This window comes from Ruegeria halocynthiae (genome assembly GCF_000743705.1).
Classification (GTDB): domain Bacteria; phylum Pseudomonadota; class Alphaproteobacteria; order Rhodobacterales; family Rhodobacteraceae; genus Ruegeria; species Ruegeria halocynthiae_B.
This window is the reverse complement of record NZ_JQEZ01000002.1, coordinates 859,397-880,227: the sequence shown is the minus strand read 5'-3', so window position 1 is coordinate 880,227 and position 20,831 is coordinate 859,397. Positions and strand designations below refer to the sequence as shown.

General features: G+C 58.7%; 23 protein-coding genes. 19 read left to right on the top strand and 4 right to left on the bottom strand.

The genetic code is table 11. The features are described from left to right. The first annotated feature begins 120 nt into the window (after window positions 1–120). The 19 genes from JT51_RS10795 to JT51_RS10705 all read left to right on the top strand — a co-directional run bounded on the left by JT51_RS10795 (window position 121) and on the right by JT51_RS10705 (window position 17,148). A complete protein-coding gene (locus JT51_RS10795; protein WP_037311715.1) occupies window positions 121–336 on the top strand; it encodes a DUF1127 domain-containing protein in 216 nt (71 codons plus the stop codon). 138 nt (window positions 337–474) lie between these two features. Continuing rightward, window positions 475–1,368, top strand: a complete 894-nt coding sequence (locus JT51_RS10790) for a hypothetical protein (RefSeq protein WP_235216152.1) — start codon at window positions 475–477, stop codon at window positions 1,366–1,368. 134 nt (window positions 1,369–1,502) lie between these two features. Next, window positions 1,503–1,976, top strand: a complete 474-nt coding sequence (gene rplO / locus JT51_RS10785; protein ID WP_037311706.1) for a 50S ribosomal protein L15 — start codon at window positions 1,503–1,505, stop codon at window positions 1,974–1,976. 109 nt (window positions 1,977–2,085) lie between these two features. Continuing rightward, complete coding sequence (gene secY / locus JT51_RS10780; RefSeq protein ID WP_037311704.1) at window positions 2,086–3,450, top strand: preprotein translocase subunit SecY; 1,365 nt, start codon at window positions 2,086–2,088, stop codon at window positions 3,448–3,450. After that, on the top strand, window positions 3,447–4,091 hold the full coding sequence (locus JT51_RS10775) for an adenylate kinase (RefSeq protein ID WP_037311703.1): 645 nt from the start codon (window positions 3,447–3,449) through the stop codon (window positions 4,089–4,091). Before secY ends, JT51_RS10775 begins: the two co-directional genes overlap by 4 nt. 53 nt (window positions 4,092–4,144) lie before the next feature. Further along, entirely contained in the window at window positions 4,145–4,309 is a 165-nt protein-coding gene (locus JT51_RS21975) for a hypothetical protein (protein WP_160175178.1), read from the top strand. A 195-nt stretch (window positions 4,310–4,504) separates the two neighbouring features. Then, complete coding sequence (gene rpsM / locus JT51_RS10765; protein ID WP_037311700.1) at window positions 4,505–4,873, top strand: 30S ribosomal protein S13; 369 nt, start codon at window positions 4,505–4,507, stop codon at window positions 4,871–4,873. Between the two features lie 14 nt (window positions 4,874–4,887). Next, window positions 4,888–5,277, top strand: coding sequence for a 30S ribosomal protein S11 (gene rpsK / locus JT51_RS10760; RefSeq protein ID WP_037311698.1), 390 nt, complete (start codon window positions 4,888–4,890; stop codon window positions 5,275–5,277). A 115-nt stretch (window positions 5,278–5,392) separates the two neighbouring features. Next, a complete protein-coding gene (locus tag JT51_RS10755) occupies window positions 5,393–6,409 on the top strand; it encodes a DNA-directed RNA polymerase subunit alpha (protein WP_037312171.1) in 1,017 nt (338 codons plus the stop codon). Window positions 6,410–6,527: 118 nt separating this feature from the next. After that, complete coding sequence (gene rplQ, locus JT51_RS10750; RefSeq protein WP_037311695.1) at window positions 6,528–6,953, top strand: 50S ribosomal protein L17; 426 nt, start codon at window positions 6,528–6,530, stop codon at window positions 6,951–6,953. A gap of 208 nt (window positions 6,954–7,161) precedes the next feature. Further along, entirely contained in the window at window positions 7,162–8,550 is a 1,389-nt protein-coding gene (locus JT51_RS10745) for a trypsin-like peptidase domain-containing protein (RefSeq protein WP_037311692.1), read from the top strand. A 4-nt stretch (window positions 8,551–8,554) separates the two neighbouring features. After that, a complete protein-coding gene (locus JT51_RS10740; RefSeq protein ID WP_037311689.1) occupies window positions 8,555–9,865 on the top strand; it encodes a replication-associated recombination protein A in 1,311 nt (436 codons plus the stop codon). Window positions 9,866–9,991: 126 nt separating this feature from the next. After that, entirely contained in the window at window positions 9,992–11,035 is a 1,044-nt protein-coding gene (locus JT51_RS10735; protein ID WP_037311685.1) for an RluA family pseudouridine synthase, read from the top strand. Further along, window positions 11,032–11,703: an HAD-IA family hydrolase gene (locus JT51_RS10730; RefSeq protein WP_037311684.1), complete on the top strand. Its 672-nt coding sequence runs from the start codon at window positions 11,032–11,034 to the stop codon at window positions 11,701–11,703. The genes JT51_RS10735 and JT51_RS10730 overlap by 4 nt, the downstream gene beginning before the upstream one ends. A gap of 4 nt (window positions 11,704–11,707) precedes the next feature. Next, entirely contained in the window at window positions 11,708–12,415 is a 708-nt protein-coding gene (locus tag JT51_RS10725; protein WP_037311683.1) for an ATP12 family chaperone protein, read from the top strand. A gap of 206 nt (window positions 12,416–12,621) precedes the next feature. Beyond that, complete coding sequence (locus JT51_RS10720; protein ID WP_037311680.1) at window positions 12,622–13,641, top strand: amino acid ABC transporter substrate-binding protein; 1,020 nt, start codon at window positions 12,622–12,624, stop codon at window positions 13,639–13,641. Between the two features lie 128 nt (window positions 13,642–13,769). Beyond that, window positions 13,770–15,038: an amino acid ABC transporter permease gene (locus JT51_RS10715; protein WP_037311677.1), complete on the top strand. Its 1,269-nt coding sequence runs from the start codon at window positions 13,770–13,772 to the stop codon at window positions 15,036–15,038. A 1-nt stretch (window position 15,039) separates the two neighbouring features. Then, window positions 15,040–16,344, top strand: a complete 1,305-nt coding sequence (locus JT51_RS10710; protein WP_037311671.1) for an amino acid ABC transporter permease — start codon at window positions 15,040–15,042, stop codon at window positions 16,342–16,344. 12 nt (window positions 16,345–16,356) lie between these two features. After that, on the top strand, window positions 16,357–17,148 hold the full coding sequence (locus JT51_RS10705; RefSeq protein ID WP_037311669.1) for an amino acid ABC transporter ATP-binding protein: 792 nt from the start codon (window positions 16,357–16,359) through the stop codon (window positions 17,146–17,148). 45 nt (window positions 17,149–17,193) lie between these two features. Here the strand turns inward: JT51_RS10705 and JT51_RS10700 are convergent, their stop codons facing one another. The 4 genes from JT51_RS10700 to JT51_RS10685 form a co-directional block, all read right to left on the bottom strand. Then, on the bottom strand, window positions 17,194–17,691 hold the full coding sequence (locus tag JT51_RS10700) for a SixA phosphatase family protein (protein ID WP_037311667.1): 498 nt from the start codon (window positions 17,689–17,691) through the stop codon (window positions 17,194–17,196). Beyond that, complete coding sequence (locus tag JT51_RS10695; protein ID WP_051927487.1) at window positions 17,688–18,374, bottom strand: hypothetical protein; 687 nt, start codon at window positions 18,372–18,374, stop codon at window positions 17,688–17,690. The genes JT51_RS10700 and JT51_RS10695 overlap by 4 nt, the downstream gene beginning before the upstream one ends. A gap of 19 nt (window positions 18,375–18,393) precedes the next feature. Then, window positions 18,394–19,257 (bottom strand): acetylglutamate kinase, encoded by an 864-nt coding sequence (gene argB / locus JT51_RS10690; RefSeq protein ID WP_037311660.1) that lies wholly within the window; start codon window positions 19,255–19,257, stop codon window positions 18,394–18,396. A gap of 114 nt (window positions 19,258–19,371) precedes the next feature. Further along, window positions 19,372–20,775 (bottom strand): PepSY-associated TM helix domain-containing protein, encoded by a 1,404-nt coding sequence (locus JT51_RS10685; protein ID WP_051927486.1) that lies wholly within the window; start codon window positions 20,773–20,775, stop codon window positions 19,372–19,374. Window positions 20,776–20,831: the final 56 nt, after the last annotated feature.

The window sequence follows — 20,831 nt, the reverse complement described above, 5'->3', positions numbered from 1 at the left end:
CGGCTAGACCGAAACCTTGGTTGTTGACAGCCTCTGCCAAGCCTATCTGAACGCTGTCCCAAACAGGAACAGAAACACAATCATCGGGGAATTCGCCCCGATCCAGATAGGAATTCAAAGATGGCTTACACAGCAACAACCACTCATGGCGGCGTTAACCTGATCGCGCGCATTTCACAGTTCGTGGCCAACGTGAAAGAGGCATACTCCATGCGTGCCGAGTACAACCGCACCTATGCAGAGCTGCAGGGTTTGTCCGATCGCGAACTGAACGATATCGGCGTGCGCCGGTGCGATATCCGCGACATCGCGCACAATCACGTTTATTGCTCGTAACCGATCAGCCGGATCAGGTTACCCAGAGGCGCCATTGGCGCCTCTTTTTGATTCCGGGCCACAGATTTCCGGATTCCACGCGGACCCTGTTGAAGACACGGTCGTAATCGGTCAAGTGAAGGGGGCAGTAGTTTCCGGTTGCTGGTAAGCGGACAGAAAGGGAAAAATCACGTGCGAGAATATCAGATTGGCATGTTGTGGATAGATGGATCGCTGACCTTTCTGGAGCAGCTTTGCATCAAGTCTTTCCTGGATGTCGGTCAGCACGTTCGTCTCTATACATACGGCCCAGTGGCAAATGTACCTGACGGGGTTGAACTGTGCGATGCGCGCGACGTTCTGCCAGAAGATGAGATAATTCTTCACAACCGCACAGGCAGCCCAGCCTTACACTCTGATAAGTTTCGGGTGCAGATGCTGGCTCAGGAACAGGACATTATCTGGGCAGACACGGACGCGTATTGCGTCAAACCGTTTACGACGGAGAACGGGCATCTCCACGGCTGGCTGGCACCGCACGAAATCAATGGTGGTGTTCTTGCGTTACCTAAAGACAGTCCGACTTTGTTCGACCTGATCGACTATACGAACGATCCTTACCGTATTCCGCATTGGTTTCCTGCCAAAATCCGTAACACGCTCATCCGCGACGCAATGGCCGGAAACCGAAAGCACGCAAGTGACATGCCTTGGGGTGTCTGGGGGCCGCGTGCGCTTACATGGCTGTTGTTGCAAAACAATGAAGCCCGGTTTTCTCAACCGCAGGATGTTTTGTATCCCGTAAGCTATAAAGCTCGCAGACATATGGCCAGAGCATCTGGAAATGCAGAGCAATTCCTTACCGAAAACACCATGTCGATCCATTTCTATGGGCGTCGGATGCGCGCCTTTATCCGAAACAGATTCGATGGCGTTCCGCATCCTGACAGTCTGGTTGGAAAGCTGGCGGAAAAACACGGTATCGACCCGCACGCTGCGCCCATCCTTCCCAACGCTCAGATTAAGGAAGAAGCGCCCCAAGACGACGGGTGACGCCACGGGCTTGCCAAGTGAGGGCAACGGGCCTATACGCCTCCGGTGGACGTATGTCCGCGAGAATCAAAACCAAGAAATGCCGTGTCTGACCCACCACGCTTCGGGGTCATTTCCGGCGAAGGAGAAGCGAAATGAAACTGAATGAATTGCACGACAACCCAGGCGCCACCAAGCAACGCACCCGCGTTGGCCGTGGTCCCGGTTCTGGCAAAGGTAAGATGGGTGGCCGTGGTATCAAAGGCCAGAAATCCCGTTCGGGTGTGGCCATCAATGGCTACGAAGGCGGCCAGATGCCGCTGTACCAGCGCCTGCCAAAGCGTGGCTTCAACAAGCCGAACCGCAAGGAATTTTCTGTTATCAACCTGGGCCTGATCCAGAAATTTGTCGACGCCGGCAAGCTGGACGCCAAGGCGGCCATCACCGAGGATGCGCTGGTTGCATCCGGTCTGGTCCGCCGCAAGCTGGACGGTATCCGCGTTCTGGCCAAAGGCGAAATCAGCGCCAAGGTGAACCTGGAAGTAACCGGTGCTTCGAAAGCTGCTGTTGAGGCAGTCGAAAAAGCGGGCGGTTCACTGACGGTCACAAAAGCTGCTGCGGCAGAGTAAGCGCTTGTGAGCGGGCGAAGACCCGCTTACATAGACCCCAGAGTTTTCCCAGACGCCGCCCGAGCCGGAAAACGGTTCCGGGCGGTGTTTTCATAAGAGAGACCGATTTATGGTATCAGCAGCAGAACAAATGGCAGCCAACACAAGCTGGTCTGCCCTTGGCAAAGCCACCGATCTGCGCAACCGCATCCTGTTCACGCTGGGTTTGCTGATCGTCTATCGCTTGGGCACCTTTATTCCGGTGCCGGGGATCGACGGTACAGCCCTGCGCGAGTTCATGGAACAGGCGGGGCAGGGCATCGGCGGCATGGTTTCGATGTTTACTGGCGGGGCGCTGGGGCGGATGGGTATCTTTGCCCTCGGCATCATGCCCTATATCTCGGCCTCGATCATCGTGCAGCTGCTGACATCAATGGTTCCCGCGCTCGAACAGCTCAAGAAAGAGGGCGAGCAGGGCCGCAAGAAGATCAACCAATACACCCGTTTCGGCACCGTGGCGCTGGCCACCGTTCAGGCCTATGGTCTGGCCGTGTCGTTGGAATCGGGTGATCTGGCCACCGATCCGGGCTTGTTCTTCCGCCTGTCGACCATGATCACACTGGTTGGCGGCACCATGTTCCTGATGTGGCTGGGTGAACAGATCACTGCACGCGGCATCGGCAATGGTATCTCTCTGATCATCTTCGTCGGCATCATCGCCGAGGTTCCGGCTGCGCTGGCGCAATTCCTTGCAAGCGGACGCAGCGGCGCGATCAGCCCGGCCGTGATCGTTGGTGTGATTGTGATGGTTATCGCAGTGATTACCTTTGTGGTGTTCATGGAACGAGCCTTGCGCAAGATCCACATTCAATATCCGCGCCGTCAGGCCGGTATGAAGATCTATGAGGGCGGCTCTAGCCACCTGCCGGTCAAAGTGAACCCAGCGGGCGTTATCCCGGCGATCTTTGCAAGCTCCTTGCTGCTGTTGCCCGTCACGATCTCGACCTTCTCGGCGGGTGCGACCAATGGGCCAGTGATGTCGTGGCTGCTGGCCAACTTTGGCCCCGGTCAACCGCTGTACCTGTTGTTCTTTGCCTCGATGATCGTGTTCTTTGCTTATTTCTATACGTTCAACGTTTCGTTCAAACCGGATGATGTGGCGGACAACCTGAAAAAGCAAAACGGATTTGTTCCCGGTATCCGTCCGGGCAAGAAAACCGCCGAATACCTGGAATACGTGGTCAACCGCGTGCTGGTTCTGGGTGCGGCTTATCTGGCGGCGGTCTGTCTGTTGCCCGAGATTCTCAGAGGCCAGTTTGCCATCCCGTTCTATTTCGGCGGCACCTCGGTTCTGATTATCGTCTCTGTGACCATGGACACGATCCAACAGGTTCAGAGCCACCTGCTGGCGCATCAATACGAAGGGCTGATCGAAAAGTCCCAACTGCGCGGCAAAGGTAAGAAACGCGGCAGGAAGGGACCCGCTCGTCGATGAATATCATTCTTCTTGGCCCCCCGGGGGCAGGTAAAGGGACGCAAGCGCGTCACCTGGTCGAGACACGCGGCATGGTGCAACTGAGCACCGGCGACATGTTGCGCGAAGCCAAGAACAGCGGCACCGAAATGGGCAACCGCGTGGCCGAAGTAATGGCCAAGGGCCAACTGGTCACCGATGAGATTGTGATCGGTCTGATCGAAGAGAAGCTGACCACCGAAAAAGGTGCAGGTTTCATCTTTGACGGCTTCCCGCGGACGCTGGCACAGGCCGACGCGCTGGCGGCGCTGCTGAGCAAGCTGGGCCAGTCCCTGCACACCGTGATCGAGATGCGCGTGGACGACGACGCACTGGTCGACCGGATCACTGCGCGGTCAACCTGTTCGGGTTGCGGCGAGGTTTATAACGACCACACCAAACCGATCCCTGCCGATGGCCGCTGCACCAATTGCGGTGAGCAGAAAGAGTTCACCCGCCGCGCCGACGACAACGAAGACAGCCTGCGCACGCGCCTGATGGAATACTACAAAAAGACCTCGCCGCTGATTGGCTATTACTATGCCAAAGGCGACCTGCGCCCGGTGAACGGTCTGGCGGATATCAAAGAGGTCACGGCGTCGATCGAGGCCGTTCTGGGTTGAGCGTTCGATTTCCAGTGGTCTGGAAAGCATACAATGAGAAATCACGATGGTTCGTGATTGGATTGATACTGGGCTTGGTAACCGGCATTTTTCTGGGCGGGATCAGCGCGGTTGGTTTAGCGACGCTGGACACCCATGTTGATTTCTGCCGTGACCAAACCAGCAAGCATTTCATCTTCGATCAGTATGTCAGAGAGAAGGTTTGCTGGCTGGATTGATATGGGCTTGACGCCAAGCAAAAAAGCCCATATCGACCCCCATCCCTAAAGGGAATCAAGATCGCGTGAGGGATTCGTCCCAAGCGCCCCGACCACCTCGAATAATGCTGGATCCTCTGGCGTCACTGCCAAGATCAAGTGTTGTGAAAAAAGGTTCCGGAGCTACGGAACCGCAACAAAAAAGGAAAGTGACACGTGGCACGTATTGCCGGCGTAAACATCCCGACTGCAAAGCGGGTTCCAATCGCCCTCACATATATCACCGGTATCGGCAACACCTCGGCGCAGGCAATCTGCGAAGCCGTGGGCATCGATGCGACCCGTCGCGTCAATGAACTGTCGGACGCCGAAGTTCTGGCCATCCGCGAGCACATCGACGCCAACTTCACCGTCGAAGGTGACTTGCGTCGTGAAGTTCAGATGAACGTCAAGCGCCTGATGGACCTGGGTTGCTATCGCGGCCTGCGCCATCGTCGTAACCTGCCCGTTCGCGGCCAGCGTACTCACACCAATGCTCGTACCCGCAAAGGCCCCGCAAAGGCCATTGCCGGCAAGAAGAAATAAGGGGGGTCTGACTGATGGCACGCGAAAAGACTCGTACCAAGAAAAAAGAGCGCAAGAATATCGCATCGGGCGTCGCCCATGTGAATTCGACCTTCAACAACACCAAGATCCTGATCTCGGACGTGCAAGGCAACGCCATTGCATGGTCGTCGGCTGGGACCATGGGGTTCAAAGGGTCGCGTAAATCGACTCCCTATGCCGCTCAGATGGCTGCTGAAGATGCAGGCAAAAAGGCACAGGATCACGGCGTCAAAACGCTCGAAGTCGAAGTTCAGGGCCCTGGTTCGGGTCGTGAATCGGCTCTGCGCGCGCTGGCTGCAGTGGGCTTCAACATCACGTCGATCCGCGACGTGACGCCGATTGCTCACAACGGTTGCCGCCCGCCGAAGCGCCGCCGCGTCTAAGCGATTTAGAATTGAGCTGGGGCCCGCGTTTTCGCACGGCCCCAGCACGTCATTTTGAACCTCGGGCGTCTGCACCTTGTTGGTCATGGGGCGCGGACAGGAATGGAGGGATTACATGATCCACAAAAATTGGGCTGAATTGATCAAGCCGACCCAGCTGGAAGGCAAGCCGGGCAACGATCCTGCGCGTCAGGCGACTCTGGTCGCTGAACCGCTGGAGCGTGGCTTTGGTCTGACCCTGGGCAACGCGCTGCGCCGCGTCCTGATGAGCTCGCTGCAAGGCGCGGCCATCACCAGCGTTCAGATCGACAACGTTCTGCACGAGTTCTCGAGTGTGGCGGGCGTACGTGAAGACGTCACCGACATCATCCTGAACCTCAAGCAGGTTGCCCTGCGCATGGAAGTCGAAGGGCCCAAGCGCCTGTCGATCAATGCCAAGGGCCCCGCTGTTGTCACCGCAGGCGACATCAGCGAAAGCGCCGGTATCGAGGTTCTGAACCGCGATCACGTCATCTGCCACCTGGATGATGGTGCCGACCTGTTCATGGAACTGACCGTCAACACCGGCAAGGGTTACGTCTCGGCTGAAAAGAACAAGCCGGAAGATGCGCCCATTGGCCTGATCCCGATCGACGCGATCTATTCGCCGGTCAAAAAGGTTGCCTATGACGTTCAGCCGACCCGTGAAGGTCAAGTTCTGGACTATGACAAGCTGACCCTGAAGATCGAAACCGACGGGTCGATCACCCCCGAGGATTCGTTGGCCTTTGCCGCACGTATCCTGCAGGATCAGCTGTCGATCTTCGTCAACTTTGACGAGCCGGAATCGGCTGGTCGTCAGGACGAAGACGATGGTCTGGAGTTCAACCCGCTGCTGCTGAAGAAAGTCGACGAGCTGGAACTGTCGGTGCGTTCGGCAAACTGCCTGAAGAACGACAACATCGTTTACATCGGCGACCTGATCCAGAAGACCGAAGCCGAGATGCTGCGCACCCCGAACTTTGGCCGCAAGTCGCTGAACGAGATCAAGGAAGTGCTGTCCGGCATGGGTCTGCACCTTGGCATGGATGTCGAGGACTGGCCGCCCGACAACATCGAAGATCTGGCGAAGAAATTCGAAGACGCGTTTTAAGCGCGTCTTCCCCAATGCCCGGGTTTCCGGGGACAAAATGGGCGCTTCCGCCCCAAGGAGAGCCGGTGACACGCATCGCCGGCCAGACAAAGCAAAACGCTGAAGAAGGAAATAGAAAATGCGTCACGCACGTGGTTACCGCCGCCTGAACCGTACACATGAGCACCGCAAGGCTCTGTTTGCAAACATGGCTGGCTCGCTCATTGAACATGAGCAGATCAAGACAACTCTGCCCAAGGCAAAAGAACTGCGCCCGATCATCGAAAAGCTGGTCACTCTGGGCAAGCGCGGCGACCTGCACGCACGTCGTCAGGCCGCATCGCAGCTGAAAGAAGACAAAGACGTCGCAAAGCTGTTCGAAATTCTGGGCCCCCGCTACGCCGAGCGTCAGGGCGGTTATGTCCGCATCCTGAAAGCTGGCTTCCGCTATGGTGACATGGCTCCGATGGCGATCATCGAATTCGTTGACCGTGATCTGGACGCCAAAGGCGCAGCTGACAAAGCCCGCGTCGCCGCCGAAGAAGTGGCCGCAGACGAAGAATAAGAAAGTCTGACTTTCTGAATTTTGCCCCCGCGTCCCGGACGCGGGGGTTTTTTATTGCCGCAACATATGGCGGGCAGGCTGCTTTTGATCATTTGGGATGGCTTCAAGCCGCGTAAGCGCGATCAGCCCAACAGATGCGATGGCGCAACATGCTTGCAATCCAGTCACTGGCCTCGCATATCCGAAGGGCGATTTAATCGACGGATAGATCATGCGGAAAATTCTGTGCTCGTTGTTGCTGGCCACCCATGCGGTTTCAGCAAACGCTGAAACCAAAGTGCCGACATCACAGGCCGAAATCAGCCTTGGCTTTGCCCCGGTAGTGAAACAGGCATCCCCGGCTGTTGTGAACATTTACGCCAAGATCGTCCGGCAGGGGCGGGCGAACCCGTTCTTTTCTGACCCGTTCTTTCAGGATTTCTTTGGCCGGGGCTTCGCCGAACCACGCCCTCGGGTGCAAAACTCACTGGGGTCGGGGGTGATCCTGTCCGATGATGGCTATGTGGTGTCCAATTATCACGTCGTGGGTACGGCCACGGAAATCCGGGTGGTGACCACAGATCGGCGTGAATATTCAGCGCAAGTGGTTCTGGGCGACAAGGAAAGCGATATCGCTATTTTGCGGCTGCAAGAGGCCAAAGATCTGCCGTTCCTGCAAATGCGCGATTCCGACCATGTCGAGGTGGGTGAACTGACCCTGGCCATCGGCAACCCGTTCGGGGTGGGGCAGACCGTGTCGTCCGGTATCATCTCGGGTCTTGCGCGGACTGGTACGGCCACCGGTAACGCGCGTGGCTATTTCATTCAGACCGATGCGGCGATCAACCCGGGCAATTCCGGCGGGGCGCTGATTGACGTGAATGGCGACCTGATCGGGATCAACACTTCGATCCTGACCCGTTCGGGTGGGTCCAATGGCATCGGCTTTGCAATCCCGGCCAATCTGGTGGCCGAATTCCTGCGCCAAGCGCAGGAGGGTAACAACAGCTTTGTCAGCCCCTGGGCCGGAATGGCAGGCCAGCACATGAGCGCCGATATCGCCGAGTCGTTGGGTTTGGTGATCCCAATGGGTGTCGTGATTTCCGACCTCCATCCGCTTAGCCCGCTGGCCGAGGCCGGTTTGGGCGTGGGTGATGTGATAACACATGTCGACGGGGATGAAGTGAACTCTCCGGCTGAGATGAAATTCCGCATGTCGGTGGCCGGTGTCGGCGGCACCTCGATCTTGACTCGCCTGCGCGGGGAAGACAGCGCAGATATCAAGGTCGCGCTGGTCAAGGCACCGGACACTCCAGCGGCCGAGGAAACCACATTGGACGATCAGACCGTGATGCCGGGTCTGACTGTGTTGCGTATCAATCCGGCGGTGATTGTGCGGATGGGGCTGGTCCTGTCGCAAAGCGGCGTGGTTGTGGTGGACGCTGGCCCATACGGCGGCCGGTCTGGATTGCGTGTGGGGGACGTCGTCAACAGCATCAACGGTGAACAGATCAAGCATCCTCAGGACGTGGTGGATGCGCTGACCGATCCGGGGCGTCGGGTGAATCTGGATATCCTGCGCGGCGGGCGTTCCGTCTCGCTTCGGTTCAGGCTGTAACCCTGTGGGCGATCTGTTCAATACCGAAGCGTCCGAGCCCGCAACGCCCGCGCATCGCCCGCTGGCTGACCGGCTGCGGCCGCAATCGCTGGCCGAGGTGATCGGGCAGGAACAGGTCCTGGGCGCAGAGGCCCCTTTGGGCGTGATGCTGGCGTCGGGCAGCTTGTCCAGCCTTGTGTTCTGGGGGCCGCCGGGGGTGGGAAAAACCACCATCGCGCGGCTTTTGGCACAGGAAACCGATTTGAATTTCATTCAGATCAGCGCGATTTTCACCGGCGTACCGGACCTGAAAAAGGTGTTCGAGGCTGCGAAAATCCGGCGCCAGAACGGGCAGGGCACGCTGCTGTTTGTGGATGAGATCCACCGGTTCAACAAGGCGCAGCAAGACGGGTTCCTGCCGCATATGGAGGACGGGACGATCCTGCTGGTTGGGGCCACGACCGAGAACCCTTCATTTGAGTTGAACGCAGCTGTACTTAGCCGGGCGCAAGTACTGGTGCTGGAGCGGCTGGACCTTGGCGATCTGGAACGTCTGACCCAGCGCGCGGAAAAGGAATTGGACCGCGCCTTGCCGCTGACCGCATCTGCCCGTGAGGCGCTGCAGGAAATGGCAGATGGCGATGGGCGGGCGCTTTTGAACCTGATCGAACAGATTGCCGCTTGGCGGGTTGATGCCCCGCTGGATACTGACGCGCTGTCGACACGCCTGATGCGCCGGGCTGCGAAATATGACAAATCGGGGGATGAGCATTACAACCTGATCTCGGCTTTGCATAAATCGGTGCGTGGTTCCGACCCGGATGCGGCGCTGTACTGGTTTGCGCGGATGCTGACAGGGGGCGAGGACCCCCGCTATTTGGCGCGGCGGATCACGCGCATGGCGGTCGAAGATATCGGATTGGCCGATCCACAGGCCCAATCCATCTGCCTGCACGCGTGGGAGACATACGAACGGCTGGGTTCGCCCGAGGGTGAGCTGGCGCTGGCGCAGGCGCTGGTCTATCTGGCTTTGGCCCCCAAATCGAACGGCGCTTATGTGGGTTACAAGGCGGCGATGCGGTTGGCCAAACAATCGGGCAGCGAACCGCCGCCCAAGCATATTCTGAACGCGCCGACCGCGTTGATGAAGGATCAGGGGTACGGCGCGGGCTATGCCTATGATCACGATGCCGACGATGGGTTTTCCGGCCAGAATTACTTTCCCGACAGCATGGACCGGCCCGCGCTTTATCAGCCGGTCGAACGTGGGTTCGAGCGCGAGTTGAAAAAGCGGCTGGATTATTTCGCCAATCTGCGGGCGCAGAGGAACGGCTAGGATGATGGGTGGGCCTGTCCCGGCTTGACTCTTGCGTTGCGGCACGCCACAGACGCGCATGTTTTCTAGGGCACTTACAGACATGGCTACCGCGCGGAATACCTGCGCGACGCAGGAGATATCGGCATGAGCGGCGTACAGATGATCACCGTGGCAGAGGGTGACGGCGACCAGCGGCTGGACCGCTGGCTGCGCCGCCTGTTCCCGCATGTCAGCCAGGGCCGCATTGAAAAGATGTGCCGCAAGGGCGACCTGCGCGTGGAAGGGGGCCGGGTTAAGGCCTCGACCCGGCTTGAGGTCGGCCAGACTGTGCGCGTGCCGCCGCTGCCGGATGCCGAATACAGACCGGTCGAGGTTGTTCGGCGTGTCTCGGACGCGGACACCAAGATGATCCAGTCCTGTGTGATCTATCGTGACGATCATGTGCTGGCGCTGAACAAACCCCAAGGCCTGCCGGTGCAGGGCGGCAGTGGTCAGACCCGCCATGTCGACAGCCTGTCCGAAGCGCTGCGGTTCGGCTATGACGAAAACCCCCGCCTTGTGCACCGGTTGGATAAGGATACATCCGGCGTTCTGCTGATGGCCCGCACGCGCGAGGCGGCCAAAGGGCTGACAGCGGCGTTCCGTCACCGCGACACGCGCAAGATTTACTGGGCGCTGGTGGCTGGGGTGCCGACCCCCTATCTGGGTGAAATCAAGGCTGGTCTGGTCAAGGCGTCGGGCCACGGCAAACAGGGTGAGGGCGAAAAGATGATCGCCGTGCATCCAAGCGAGATCGACGAAACGCCGGGTGCCAAGCGGGCGCATTCGCTTTATTCCACGCTCTACCGGGTGGCAGGGCGGGCTGCGTGGGTGGCGATGGAGCCGATCACCGGCCGCACGCACCAGCTGCGGGCGCATATGGCCGCGATTGGTCATCCGATCATCGGTGACGGCAAATATGGCGGTTCCGGGCAAGAGAATCTGGGCGATGGCTGGGGCGCGCAACTGGGCGGGATCATCAGCAAAAAGCTGCACCTGCACGCCCGGCGGGCCTCGTTTCAGCATCCGATTACGCGCAAGCCCATTACCGTAACCGCCGCCTTGCCGGACCACATGAAGGACAGCTGGGACACATTTGGCTGGACCGAGGATCTGGCTGCGGATGACCCGTTCGAGGCCCTGCAATGAGCGCACCCCTGCGTCTGGTGCTGTTCGATGTGGATGGAACCCTGGTCGACAGTCAGGGCAGCATCGTCGCGGCGATGACCGCCAGTTTCGAAGCCTTGTCCCAGCCGGTGCCGGATCGTGCGGCGATCCTGTCGATCGTGGGCCTGTCCCTGCCCAACGCGATGGCGCAGCTTGCGCCGCAAAATTCAGATGCGGATCAGCACCGGCTGGTTGAAGGATACAAGCAAGCCTACCATGCGCAGCGGCTAGAGCAGGGGGCGGCCAGTTCGCCGCTTTATCCAGGCGCCAGGGCCGCCATCGAAGCACTTCATTCTGTGCCCGAGATACTTCTGGGCGTTGCCACCGGAAAATCTCAACGCGGTCTGGATGCGCTGATCGAGGCGCATGAGCTGGAACGCTTTTTCGTCACAAGGCAGGTCGCGGACCACCACCCGTCGAAACCGCATCCGTCGATGATCGACACCGCGCGGGCGGAAACCGGCGTGACTGCTGCGGCGACGGTCATGATCGGGGACACCCGGTTCGACATGGACATGGCCAAAGCCGCCGGGGTTGCGGGTATCGGCGTGGCGTGGGGCTATCATGACCGGTCCGCGCTGGATGGGGCGGCGTGCATTATTGAAACCTTTGACCAGCTGCCACCCGCGCTGGACGACATCTGGACCTGAAGACATGAGCGACTGGAAGCCAAAGCGATTTTGGACCGAGAGTACGGTGGTCGAAACCCAAGGTGGATACACCGTCGAACTGGATGGCCGCCGGGTGAAAACCCCGGCCAAGGACGCCCTGATCCTGCCCACCCGTGTCCTGGCCGATGAGGTCGCCGCAGAATGGGACGCGCAGGAAAAAGAGGTCGACCCGACCGTGATGCCGTTCACCCGTTCGGCAAATGCCGCCATCGACAAGGTCCGCCAGCAACACGCCGAGGTTGCGGATATGTTGGCGGCTTATGGCGATTCGGACTTGCTGTGTTACCGGGCGGCTCACCCGCAAGAGTTGCAACAGCGACAGGCCGAGCAATGGGATCCGGCGTTGGAATGGGCCGCAACCACGCTTTCGGCCCGATTGGTACCGGTGATCGGCGTATTGCATCATCCCCAATCTGAAACTTCGCTGAGATCGCTGACCAAACGCGTTCACGATTTCAACGACTTCCAACTTGCCGCGTTTCACGATCTTGTGAGCCTTTCGGGGTCTTTGATCCTGGGATTTGCGGCGGCCGAAAACTGGCGCAAAGCCGATGAAATCTGGCAGATATCCAGACTTGATGAAATCTGGCAGGTCGAACAATGGGGCCACGACGACGAGGCGCACAAAGCGGCCGAAGTCAAAAAGGCCGCCTTTTTACACGCCAAACGGTTCTTTGATATATCGCTTTGATCCTAGATCTCTGAATTTCCACCCTTGTCACAGCCATCTTCCGATTGAACCATCGTTTTCCCTGATCCGACCCTTGACGTTTGTTTATGAATGCGACCAAACTCAAGCCCACTAAAGGGGAGACACCTTTGGGGAAACCTTTCTGGTGCCACAGGTGCCGGATAGAACCGTCCCTGAATGGGACGGAAAATCAGGAAGAGGTAAAAATGAAAAAATCCGTAATCTTGGGCGCGGCCACAGTTGCCGGCCTGGCCGCAGGCGCAGCCATGGCGGGAACCGTGGACGACGTCAAGGCGCGCGGTAAGCTGAACTGCGGTGTGACCACCGGTCTGGTTGGCTTTGCCGCGCCTGACGCGAACGGCGAGTGGCAAGGGTTTGACGTGGCAGTTTGCCGTGCGGTTGCCGCAGCCGTTCTGGGCGACGCAAGCGCAGTCGAATTTGTTCCGACCACCGGTAAAACACGCTTTACCGCGTTGGCATCCGGCGAGATCGACATGCTGGCCCGTAACACGACCTGGACCTTCAGCCGCGATGTCGACCTGAAGTTCGAATTCGTAGGCGTCAACTATTATGATGGTCAGGGTTTCATGGTTCCCAAGGCACTGGGCGTCAGCTCGGCCAAGGAACTGGACGGCGCGACCGTCTGCATCCAGACCGGCACCACCACCGAGCTGAACCTGGCGGATTTCTTCCGCTCGAACAACATCAGCTATGAGCCGGTTCCGATCGAAACCAACGCTGAAGCACAGCAGCAGTATCTGGCTGGCGCATGTGACGTTTACACCACCGACGCATCGGGCCTGGCCGCTACCCGCGCCACGTTCGAAAACCCCGGTGACCACGTTCTGCTGCCCGAAATCATCTCGAAAGAGCCGCTGGGCCCGCTGGTCCGTCATGGCGATCACGAGTGGGGCGACGTTGTCCGCTGGACTCTGAACGCACTGGTTTCAGCTGAAGAGCTGGGCGTGACCTCGGCGAACATTGATGAGCTGAGCGCGGGCGCGACCGACAACCCCGAAGTCAACCGCCTGCTGGGTACCGAAGGCACCCTGGGCGAGATGCTGGGCCTTGACGCCCAGTGGGGTCTGCGGGCGATCAAAGCCGGTGGTAACTACGGCGAAGTGTTTGCCAAGAACATCGGTGAGGAAACTCCGATCGGTCTGGCACGCGGCCTGAACGCACAGTGGACCGATGGCGGCCTGATGTACTCGCCGCCGTTCCGCTAAAATCCACGGAAAAGGGCGCGGGGCAACCCGCGCCCTTTTTCCATTAATAAGAAACACGCCCGGATAGATCTGAGCAGAGGTCAACTCTGCCGACAAAAAAACGGGATGCACGGGGATTTACATAGGTCATGACGACTCTAACTGACCCGCCGAAGGAGCAGTTCCGGCTGTCCATGCTCCTTTACGACACGCGGTACCGATCTGCGACCATTCAAGTCATCGCATTGATCGGTTTCATGCTTCTGGCAGCCTGGATCATTTCAAACACCATTCAGAACCTCGAGGCTCTGGGCAAACCGGTTGAATTCGGGTTTTTCGGGGAACCGGCCAGCTACGATATCAACCAGCGCCTGTTGGAATACGACTCACGCGACAGCCATCTGCGTGCGGCCTTTATCGGGCTGCTGAATACGCTAGTTGTGGCTGTTCTGGGCTGTATCACGGCCACGATTGTCGGCGTTATGGTTGGCGTTCTGCGTCTGTCCAACAACTGGCTGATCGCGCGGATCATGACGGTTTACGTCGAGATGTTCCGCAACGTGCCTGTTCTGCTTTGGATCGTCTTGGCAATGGCCATCCTGATTGAAGGCTTACCGGCACCCAATGCATTCAGGGGTGAAAATCCCACGGCTTCGATGGATTTGTTCAATTCCGTGGCAGTCACCAATCGCGGTGTCTACATCCCGGAATTCCTGTTCTCGCGCAGTCTGGGCGATATTCATATCTTTGGCACGTCGAGCTTGCGGTTTGATATCTCGCTGGACCTGATCGCGTTTTTGATCGTTCTTGGCGGCAGCATCTTTACGATGCGCAAAGTGTCTGCCTGGGCCGCTGCCAAACAAGAGTCGACCGGCGACCGTCCGAAAATCTGGCACATCCAGTTGGGCATCCTGTTCGTTCCGATGATCATTCTGATGACGGCACTGGGTTTGTATCTTGGCTACCCCGAATTGAAGGGCTTTAACTTCAAAGGTGGCACGCATATGCGCAACTCGTTGATTGCGCTTTGGATGGCCTTGTCGCTTTATACGGCCGCGTTCATCGCAGAAATTGTGCGGGCGGGTATTCTGGCCATCTCGAAAGGCCAGACCGAGGCCGCCGCTGCTTTGGGTCTGCGTCAAGGCCGGATCATGCGCCTTGTGATCCTGCCGCAAGCATTGCGGGTGATTATCCCTCCGATGATCTCGAACTATCTGAACCTGACCAAGAACTCGTCCCTGGCGATTGCGGTGGGGTATATGGATATCACGGGTACGCTGGGTGGCATCACCATGAACCAGACCGGCCGCGAGCTGGAATGCGTTCTGCTGCTGATGCTGGTCTACCTGGCCATCTCGCTGAGCATTTCGGCGGTGATGAACTGGTACAACAATCGCGTAAAACTGGTGGAGCGGTAATATGAGTGATGTTTCATTTGTCCGCACAGAGATGTTGCCGGAACAAGCCCCGCCAGCGTCCGAAGTGGGCCTTATCGGCTGGGTCAGGCACAATCTGTTCTCAGGTTGGTTCAATACGGTCCTGACGTTGGTTTCGCTCTATGCGATCTACTATGTTCTGTCAGGCATCTTGCCGTGGATATTTCAGTCGGTCTGGAATGCCAACTCGCTGAAAGAATGCCGCGAGATTATGTTGGAAACCTGGGGGTCCACCCATGGCCACGCCTGTTGGGCGGTGATCAATGATCGTTGGTTGCAGTTGCTGTTCGGGTTCTACCCAAGCCATCTGTACTGGCGTCCGATTGTATCGCTTGTTCTGCTGTTGGCGGCACTCGCACCAGTCCTGTATTCGGAGCGTGTACCGAGAAAAATGCTGATCCTTACCGCAGCATACCCCTTTCTGATGCCGTTCCTGATGTGGGGTGGCACCATCTGGGGGCCGATCTCTGCCGCTTTGGGTTTTGTCATCGGCTGGGGCGTTTACTCGGTTCTCAGCAAGCAACTGAGCGAGTTGATCGGAATGATCAGCGCGGCTGTTGCGGCGGTGATCTGGTGGCTGGTGCTTTCCAGCTATTTTACCGGTGCCATGGATTCTGTCCTGCCCATCGGTATCGAAGCAGTGCAAAGCCGTCAGTTCGGTGGCTTCATGCTGGCGATCTTGCTGGGGGTTGTGGCCATCGGGGTATCCCTGCCGATTGGCGTCGTCCTGGCGCTGGGTCGTCAGTCTGATCTGCTGGTCGTCAAATATCTGTGCGTGGGCTTTATCGAGTTCATTCGCGGCGTGCCTCTGATCACACTGTTGTTCGTGGCTTCACTGCTGCTGAACCTGTTCTTGCCGCCAAACACCAACTTTGACATCATCCTGCGGGTGATGATCATGATGACCCTGTTCTCGGCCGCCTATATGGCCGAGGTGATCCGGGGTGGTTTGGCTGCCTTGCCACGGGGTCAGTATGAAGGGGCCGACAGTTTGGGCCTGAACTACTGGCAAGCCCAACGGCTGATCATCATGCCGCAGGCCCTGAAAATCTCAATTCCGGGCATCGTGAGCACGTTCATCGGGATTTTCAAGGATACGACACTGGTGTCGATCATCGGGCTGTTCGACGTGATCGGGCTGGCATCCGCCATCCGCGCCGACACCGCCTGGAACGGCATCTACTGGGAACTGTTCGCGTTCATCGCGGCGCTGTTCTTCGTCGTCTGCTTCTCCATGTCCCGCTATTCCATGTATCTGGAGCGCAAGCTTCAGACTGGCCATCATTAAGGAGTTCAACACATGTCTGAACTTGCAATTGACCGTCAAATCGACCGCTCCAAGATGCAGGTGAGCGACGAGGTCGCCATCGAAATCTCGAACATGAACAAGTGGTATGGGGCCTTCCACGTGCTGCGCGACATCAATCTGACCGTCAATCAAGGCGAGCGAATTGTTATCGCGGGGCCGTCGGGGTCGGGTAAATCTACTTTGATCCGCTGCCTGAACGCGCTGGAAGAACACCAGCAGGGCAGGATCGTTGTGGACGGAACCGAGCTGTCGAATGACCTGAAAAACATCGACAAGATCCGGTCCGAGGTCGGGATGGTGTTCCAGCACTTCAACCTGTTCCCGCATCTGACCATTCTGGAGAACTGCACGCTGGCCCCGATCTGGGTGCGCAAGACGCCCAAGAAAGAGGCTGAAGAGCGTGCGATGCACTTTCTGGAAAAGGTGAAGATCCCCGAACAGGCCGATAAATACCCCGGTCAGCTTTCGGGTGGTCAGCAGCAGCGTGTGGCAATCGCCCGTTCGCTCTGCATGATGCCGCGGATCATGTTGTTCGATGAACCGACATCGGCGCTGGACCCCGAGATGATCAAGGAGGTGCTCGACACTATGATCGAGCTGGCCGAGGAAGGCATGACCATGCTGTGCGTAACGCACGAGATGGGCTTTGCCCGTCAGGTCGCCAACCGCGTGATCTTTATGGATGCCGGTCAGATCGTGGAGCAGAACGAACCCGAAGAGTTCTTCAACAACCCGCAAAGTGAGCGGACCAAACTGTTCCTCAGCCAGATTCTGGGACATTAAACCCAGTGAAATTGATGAAAAGGCGGGGTTTTGCCCCGCCTTTTTTCATTCCGGCAATTCGCGCGGAATTGTGAAACCCTGAACATCGCCACTGTGCCATTTGATATCGGCCCAGTTGTCGAAATCGAAGCGGATCACCGTGGTTGCGCAGGTCGGATAATCCTGAAATCGCACGTGATCGGGTGCTTGCCGGACAATGCGGCTGGCAAAGGTCGCAATGCCGGGGTTGTGCCCCAGCAACAGCACAGTTGGTTCCGTGGCACCGGACAATTTGATCAACATGTCCTCGGACTCAGCGTGATAGAGCGTGCGGTGAAAACAGACCTTGTCGGCCTGCAGCCCCATCCGGTCCCAGGTCTCGCGCGTCCGGGCCGAGGTCGAGCTTAGCACCTCATCCGGCAACCAGCCGTTTTCACGCAGCCATCCGGCAATTGCCGGGGCCGACTTTCGCCCACGTTTGTTCAACGGGCGGTCGTGATCGCTGACGGATATGCCATTCCAGCTGGATTTCGCGTGGCGGGTCAGGATCAGGGTGCGGGTCATGACGGATGAAACGCCTTCATGTGATGGGCGGATTGCTCCGGGTCGCGCCCGGCGCCATCGCTGAGGGGGCAGGACAGCCGTGCGAGGCAACCGCCGGTCAAACAGGTTTGCCCCTCGGTGGTGGACAAGTGGCCGTGGCAGGCGTCGACGTCATAAAAGCTTTGACTGTTCAGCGCGCCCACCGGGCAGGTATTGGTGCAAGGGGCAGGGCAGGTGGTGCAGGGCGAGGTGCCGGTGCCCTTGGGAATGGTGAATTCCTGGGGAAAGTGCAGCGCGCCGCGAAATGAGATCATCATACCAACCGTATCATGGACCAGCGCGCCCACCGGGCTGCTGAAGGTACGGCCGGATTTCAGCGCCCAGTCGATAAAGGGCGCATAGGGCGGGCCGCCAAAGGGAAAATGCGCCTCAGCCCCCAGATCATGCGCCATTTGCCCGATCACGCGCGTTGACCACCGATCCACCGGGTGGTCGTCGGACCATTCCGGCGCGGCTTTCAGCGTGGTCCAAAAATTCCGGCCCGCGCCCAGCAGGATCAGGGTGCCGCCGTGCAATTGTTTGGCCCCGGTCACACGCGGATGAAGCGCGCCCATGACAATCAGCCCGGCGTCTTGTGCCGCCCGTTCAACACGGTCGTAAGGTTGGGACACTGCGTCAGAGGAGGGTGGGGGCGGTGCCGTCATGTCTCCTCCGCAAGGGTTGTCAGTCGGGCCGGATTATCGAGCCGGCACCATGTTCGGTGAACAGTTCCAACAATACGGCATTCGGTGCGCGCCCGTCCAGAATGACAACCGCGCGCACCCCGCTGTGCAGCGCGTCCAACGCGGTTTCGGTCTTGGGGATCATGCCGCCTGCAATTGTGCCGTCCAGCGTCATCTCGCGGATCTGACCGGCCTTCAGTTCAGTCACCACATCCCCGGCGGCGTTCTTGACGCCCGATACATCGGTCAGCAGCAACAGGCGGTCGGCCTTGAGCGCCGAGGCAATCGCCCCCGCAGCGGTATCGCCATTGACGTTAAAGGTCTCACCGTTCCGGCCTGCGCCCAGCGGGGCAATCACCGGGATCACGTCATGCGAAAACAGGTCGTGCAGGATTTTCGGGTTCATCTCGGCCGGTGATCCGACAAACCCCAGCGAGGCATCGGTCTGATCGCAGGTCATCAGGTTGGCATCCTTGCCCGACAGCCCCACGGCTGTACCGCCCTGTCCGTTGATGGCCTGAACGATACGCTTGTTTACCAAGCCAGCCAGCACCATCTCGACCACTTCGACGGTGGCCTTGTCGGTCACACGCTTGCCGTTCACGAATTCCGACTGGATATCCAACTGATCCAGCATTGCGTTGATCATCGGCCCGCCGCCATGCACGACCACCGGGTTCACACCCACCTGACGCATCAGGACGACATCGCGGGCAAAGCTCTCCATCGCTTCGTCACTGCCCATGGCGTGCCCGCCCAGCTTGATGACGACAATAGCGTCGTCATAGCGTTGCAGATACGGCAGTGCGCTGTTCAAGGTGGCGGCGGTGGCGATCCAGTCCCGGTTCATATCTCTTGTCTTCATGGCTGCTGTCCCTCTGGGACCCCGTGTTAGGGCCTTTAACAGGTGCTGCCAAGACCGGATAGCGGAAACATCTGCCTGTTCAGGGCCGCACCTGCGCGATGCGGCCCTAAACCGTCAGCTCATGACGCGTTTCATTGCCGGTATGTTGCTGACCAGCAGCAGGTCGAAAGCCAGCACAATCAACAGCGTGATACCGACCAGCGGAAAGGCCATCGCGGTGAACAGGCCAATCAGGACCGCCCCCTTCCACAGCGGCAGTTCCGCAGGCATTGGCGGCGCGGCCAGCCGACCTGCCCCCTGCGGTCGCCGCTTAATCCACATCACAACACCCGAAACGCAGACAAAGATGACCGAAAGGCAGAACGCCAGGTTCAGGATGAAATTCCACGTGCCCATCAGACCCATGTGAAACGGAATGCCAATGGCCATGGATTTACCCATCAGCGAGTAATCTGCGTACCGGATATCTGCCAATATCTTGCCGGTAAACTGATCCACATGCACGGTGCGGTCATTCACCGGATCGGTCGAGTCGCTGCTCATGCTGTCGCGGTTCAGGGTCCAGACACCAGTGTCGGTGCCGGGATAGGCCACGCGGAAACGTCCGGTCATATCCAGAGCGGCTCCCAAGGCCACAAGCGCGTCAATATCCACCGAAGTGCCCTGCGGTACTCCCGCAATTCCGGCGGCTGAGCCTGAGGCAGGCATCGGGGTCTGCTCCAGCGCCCATGGGACGTCGTTCTGATGCCCGTGGTTCATGCTGGCATGGGTGTCGTCCGAAAGGGGCACGTTGTCCCATTTCTCAGCCGGGAAGCTGCTCCAGGGCTGAACGAACATGCCGCCCCAGACACCGGCCCAGGACAGGCCCGATATCAGAAAGGCCACCAATAGCAGCGATATCCAGAACCCGACCACAGCATGCAGCGACTTCCACAGGGCGCGGCCGCGCGCGCGCAAGTTGGGCACCAAAGCGGCCATGGCATTGCCGCGCGGCCACCACATGTACAGGCCGGTGAACACCAACAGCAGGCCAAGCCCGGCGGCGATTTCGAGGATGCGGTCGCCGGTCGTGCCGATCATCAGTGTCGAATGGATGTTGTCGGCCAGATCGTACCAACCTGCGCGGCGATCCCAGACCTGCAGAACGTCACCGGCGTAGGGGTCGACGGCCACAAGGCGCTGACCCTCCTCGGTTTTGATGCGAAATACAGTCGCCAGATCGGGGGTTTTGGGGCCGATCCATTCGGCGACAGTTCCCGGTACTTCGGTCAGTGCAACCGCGGCCTGCTGCGACACAGATAGTGCCATGCCCTGCACGGCGACGGGTATTTTTTCGCCGTCGCGACCATCGAACTGGGTGATGAACATCATCATCAACCCGGTCGTGGCCAATATGACAAGAAACGGGATGACGAAGATCCCCGCATAGAAATGCCACCGCCAGGCAGCGAAGTAGAATTTTTGCGCAGCAGTGTTCTGCGCTGGGGAGGTCCCCGCGATTTGGCTATCAAACGCCATAACAATCTCCGGATTCGGAATTGGTCCGCGCAATTCTTGCGCAGGTTCAAACAGTG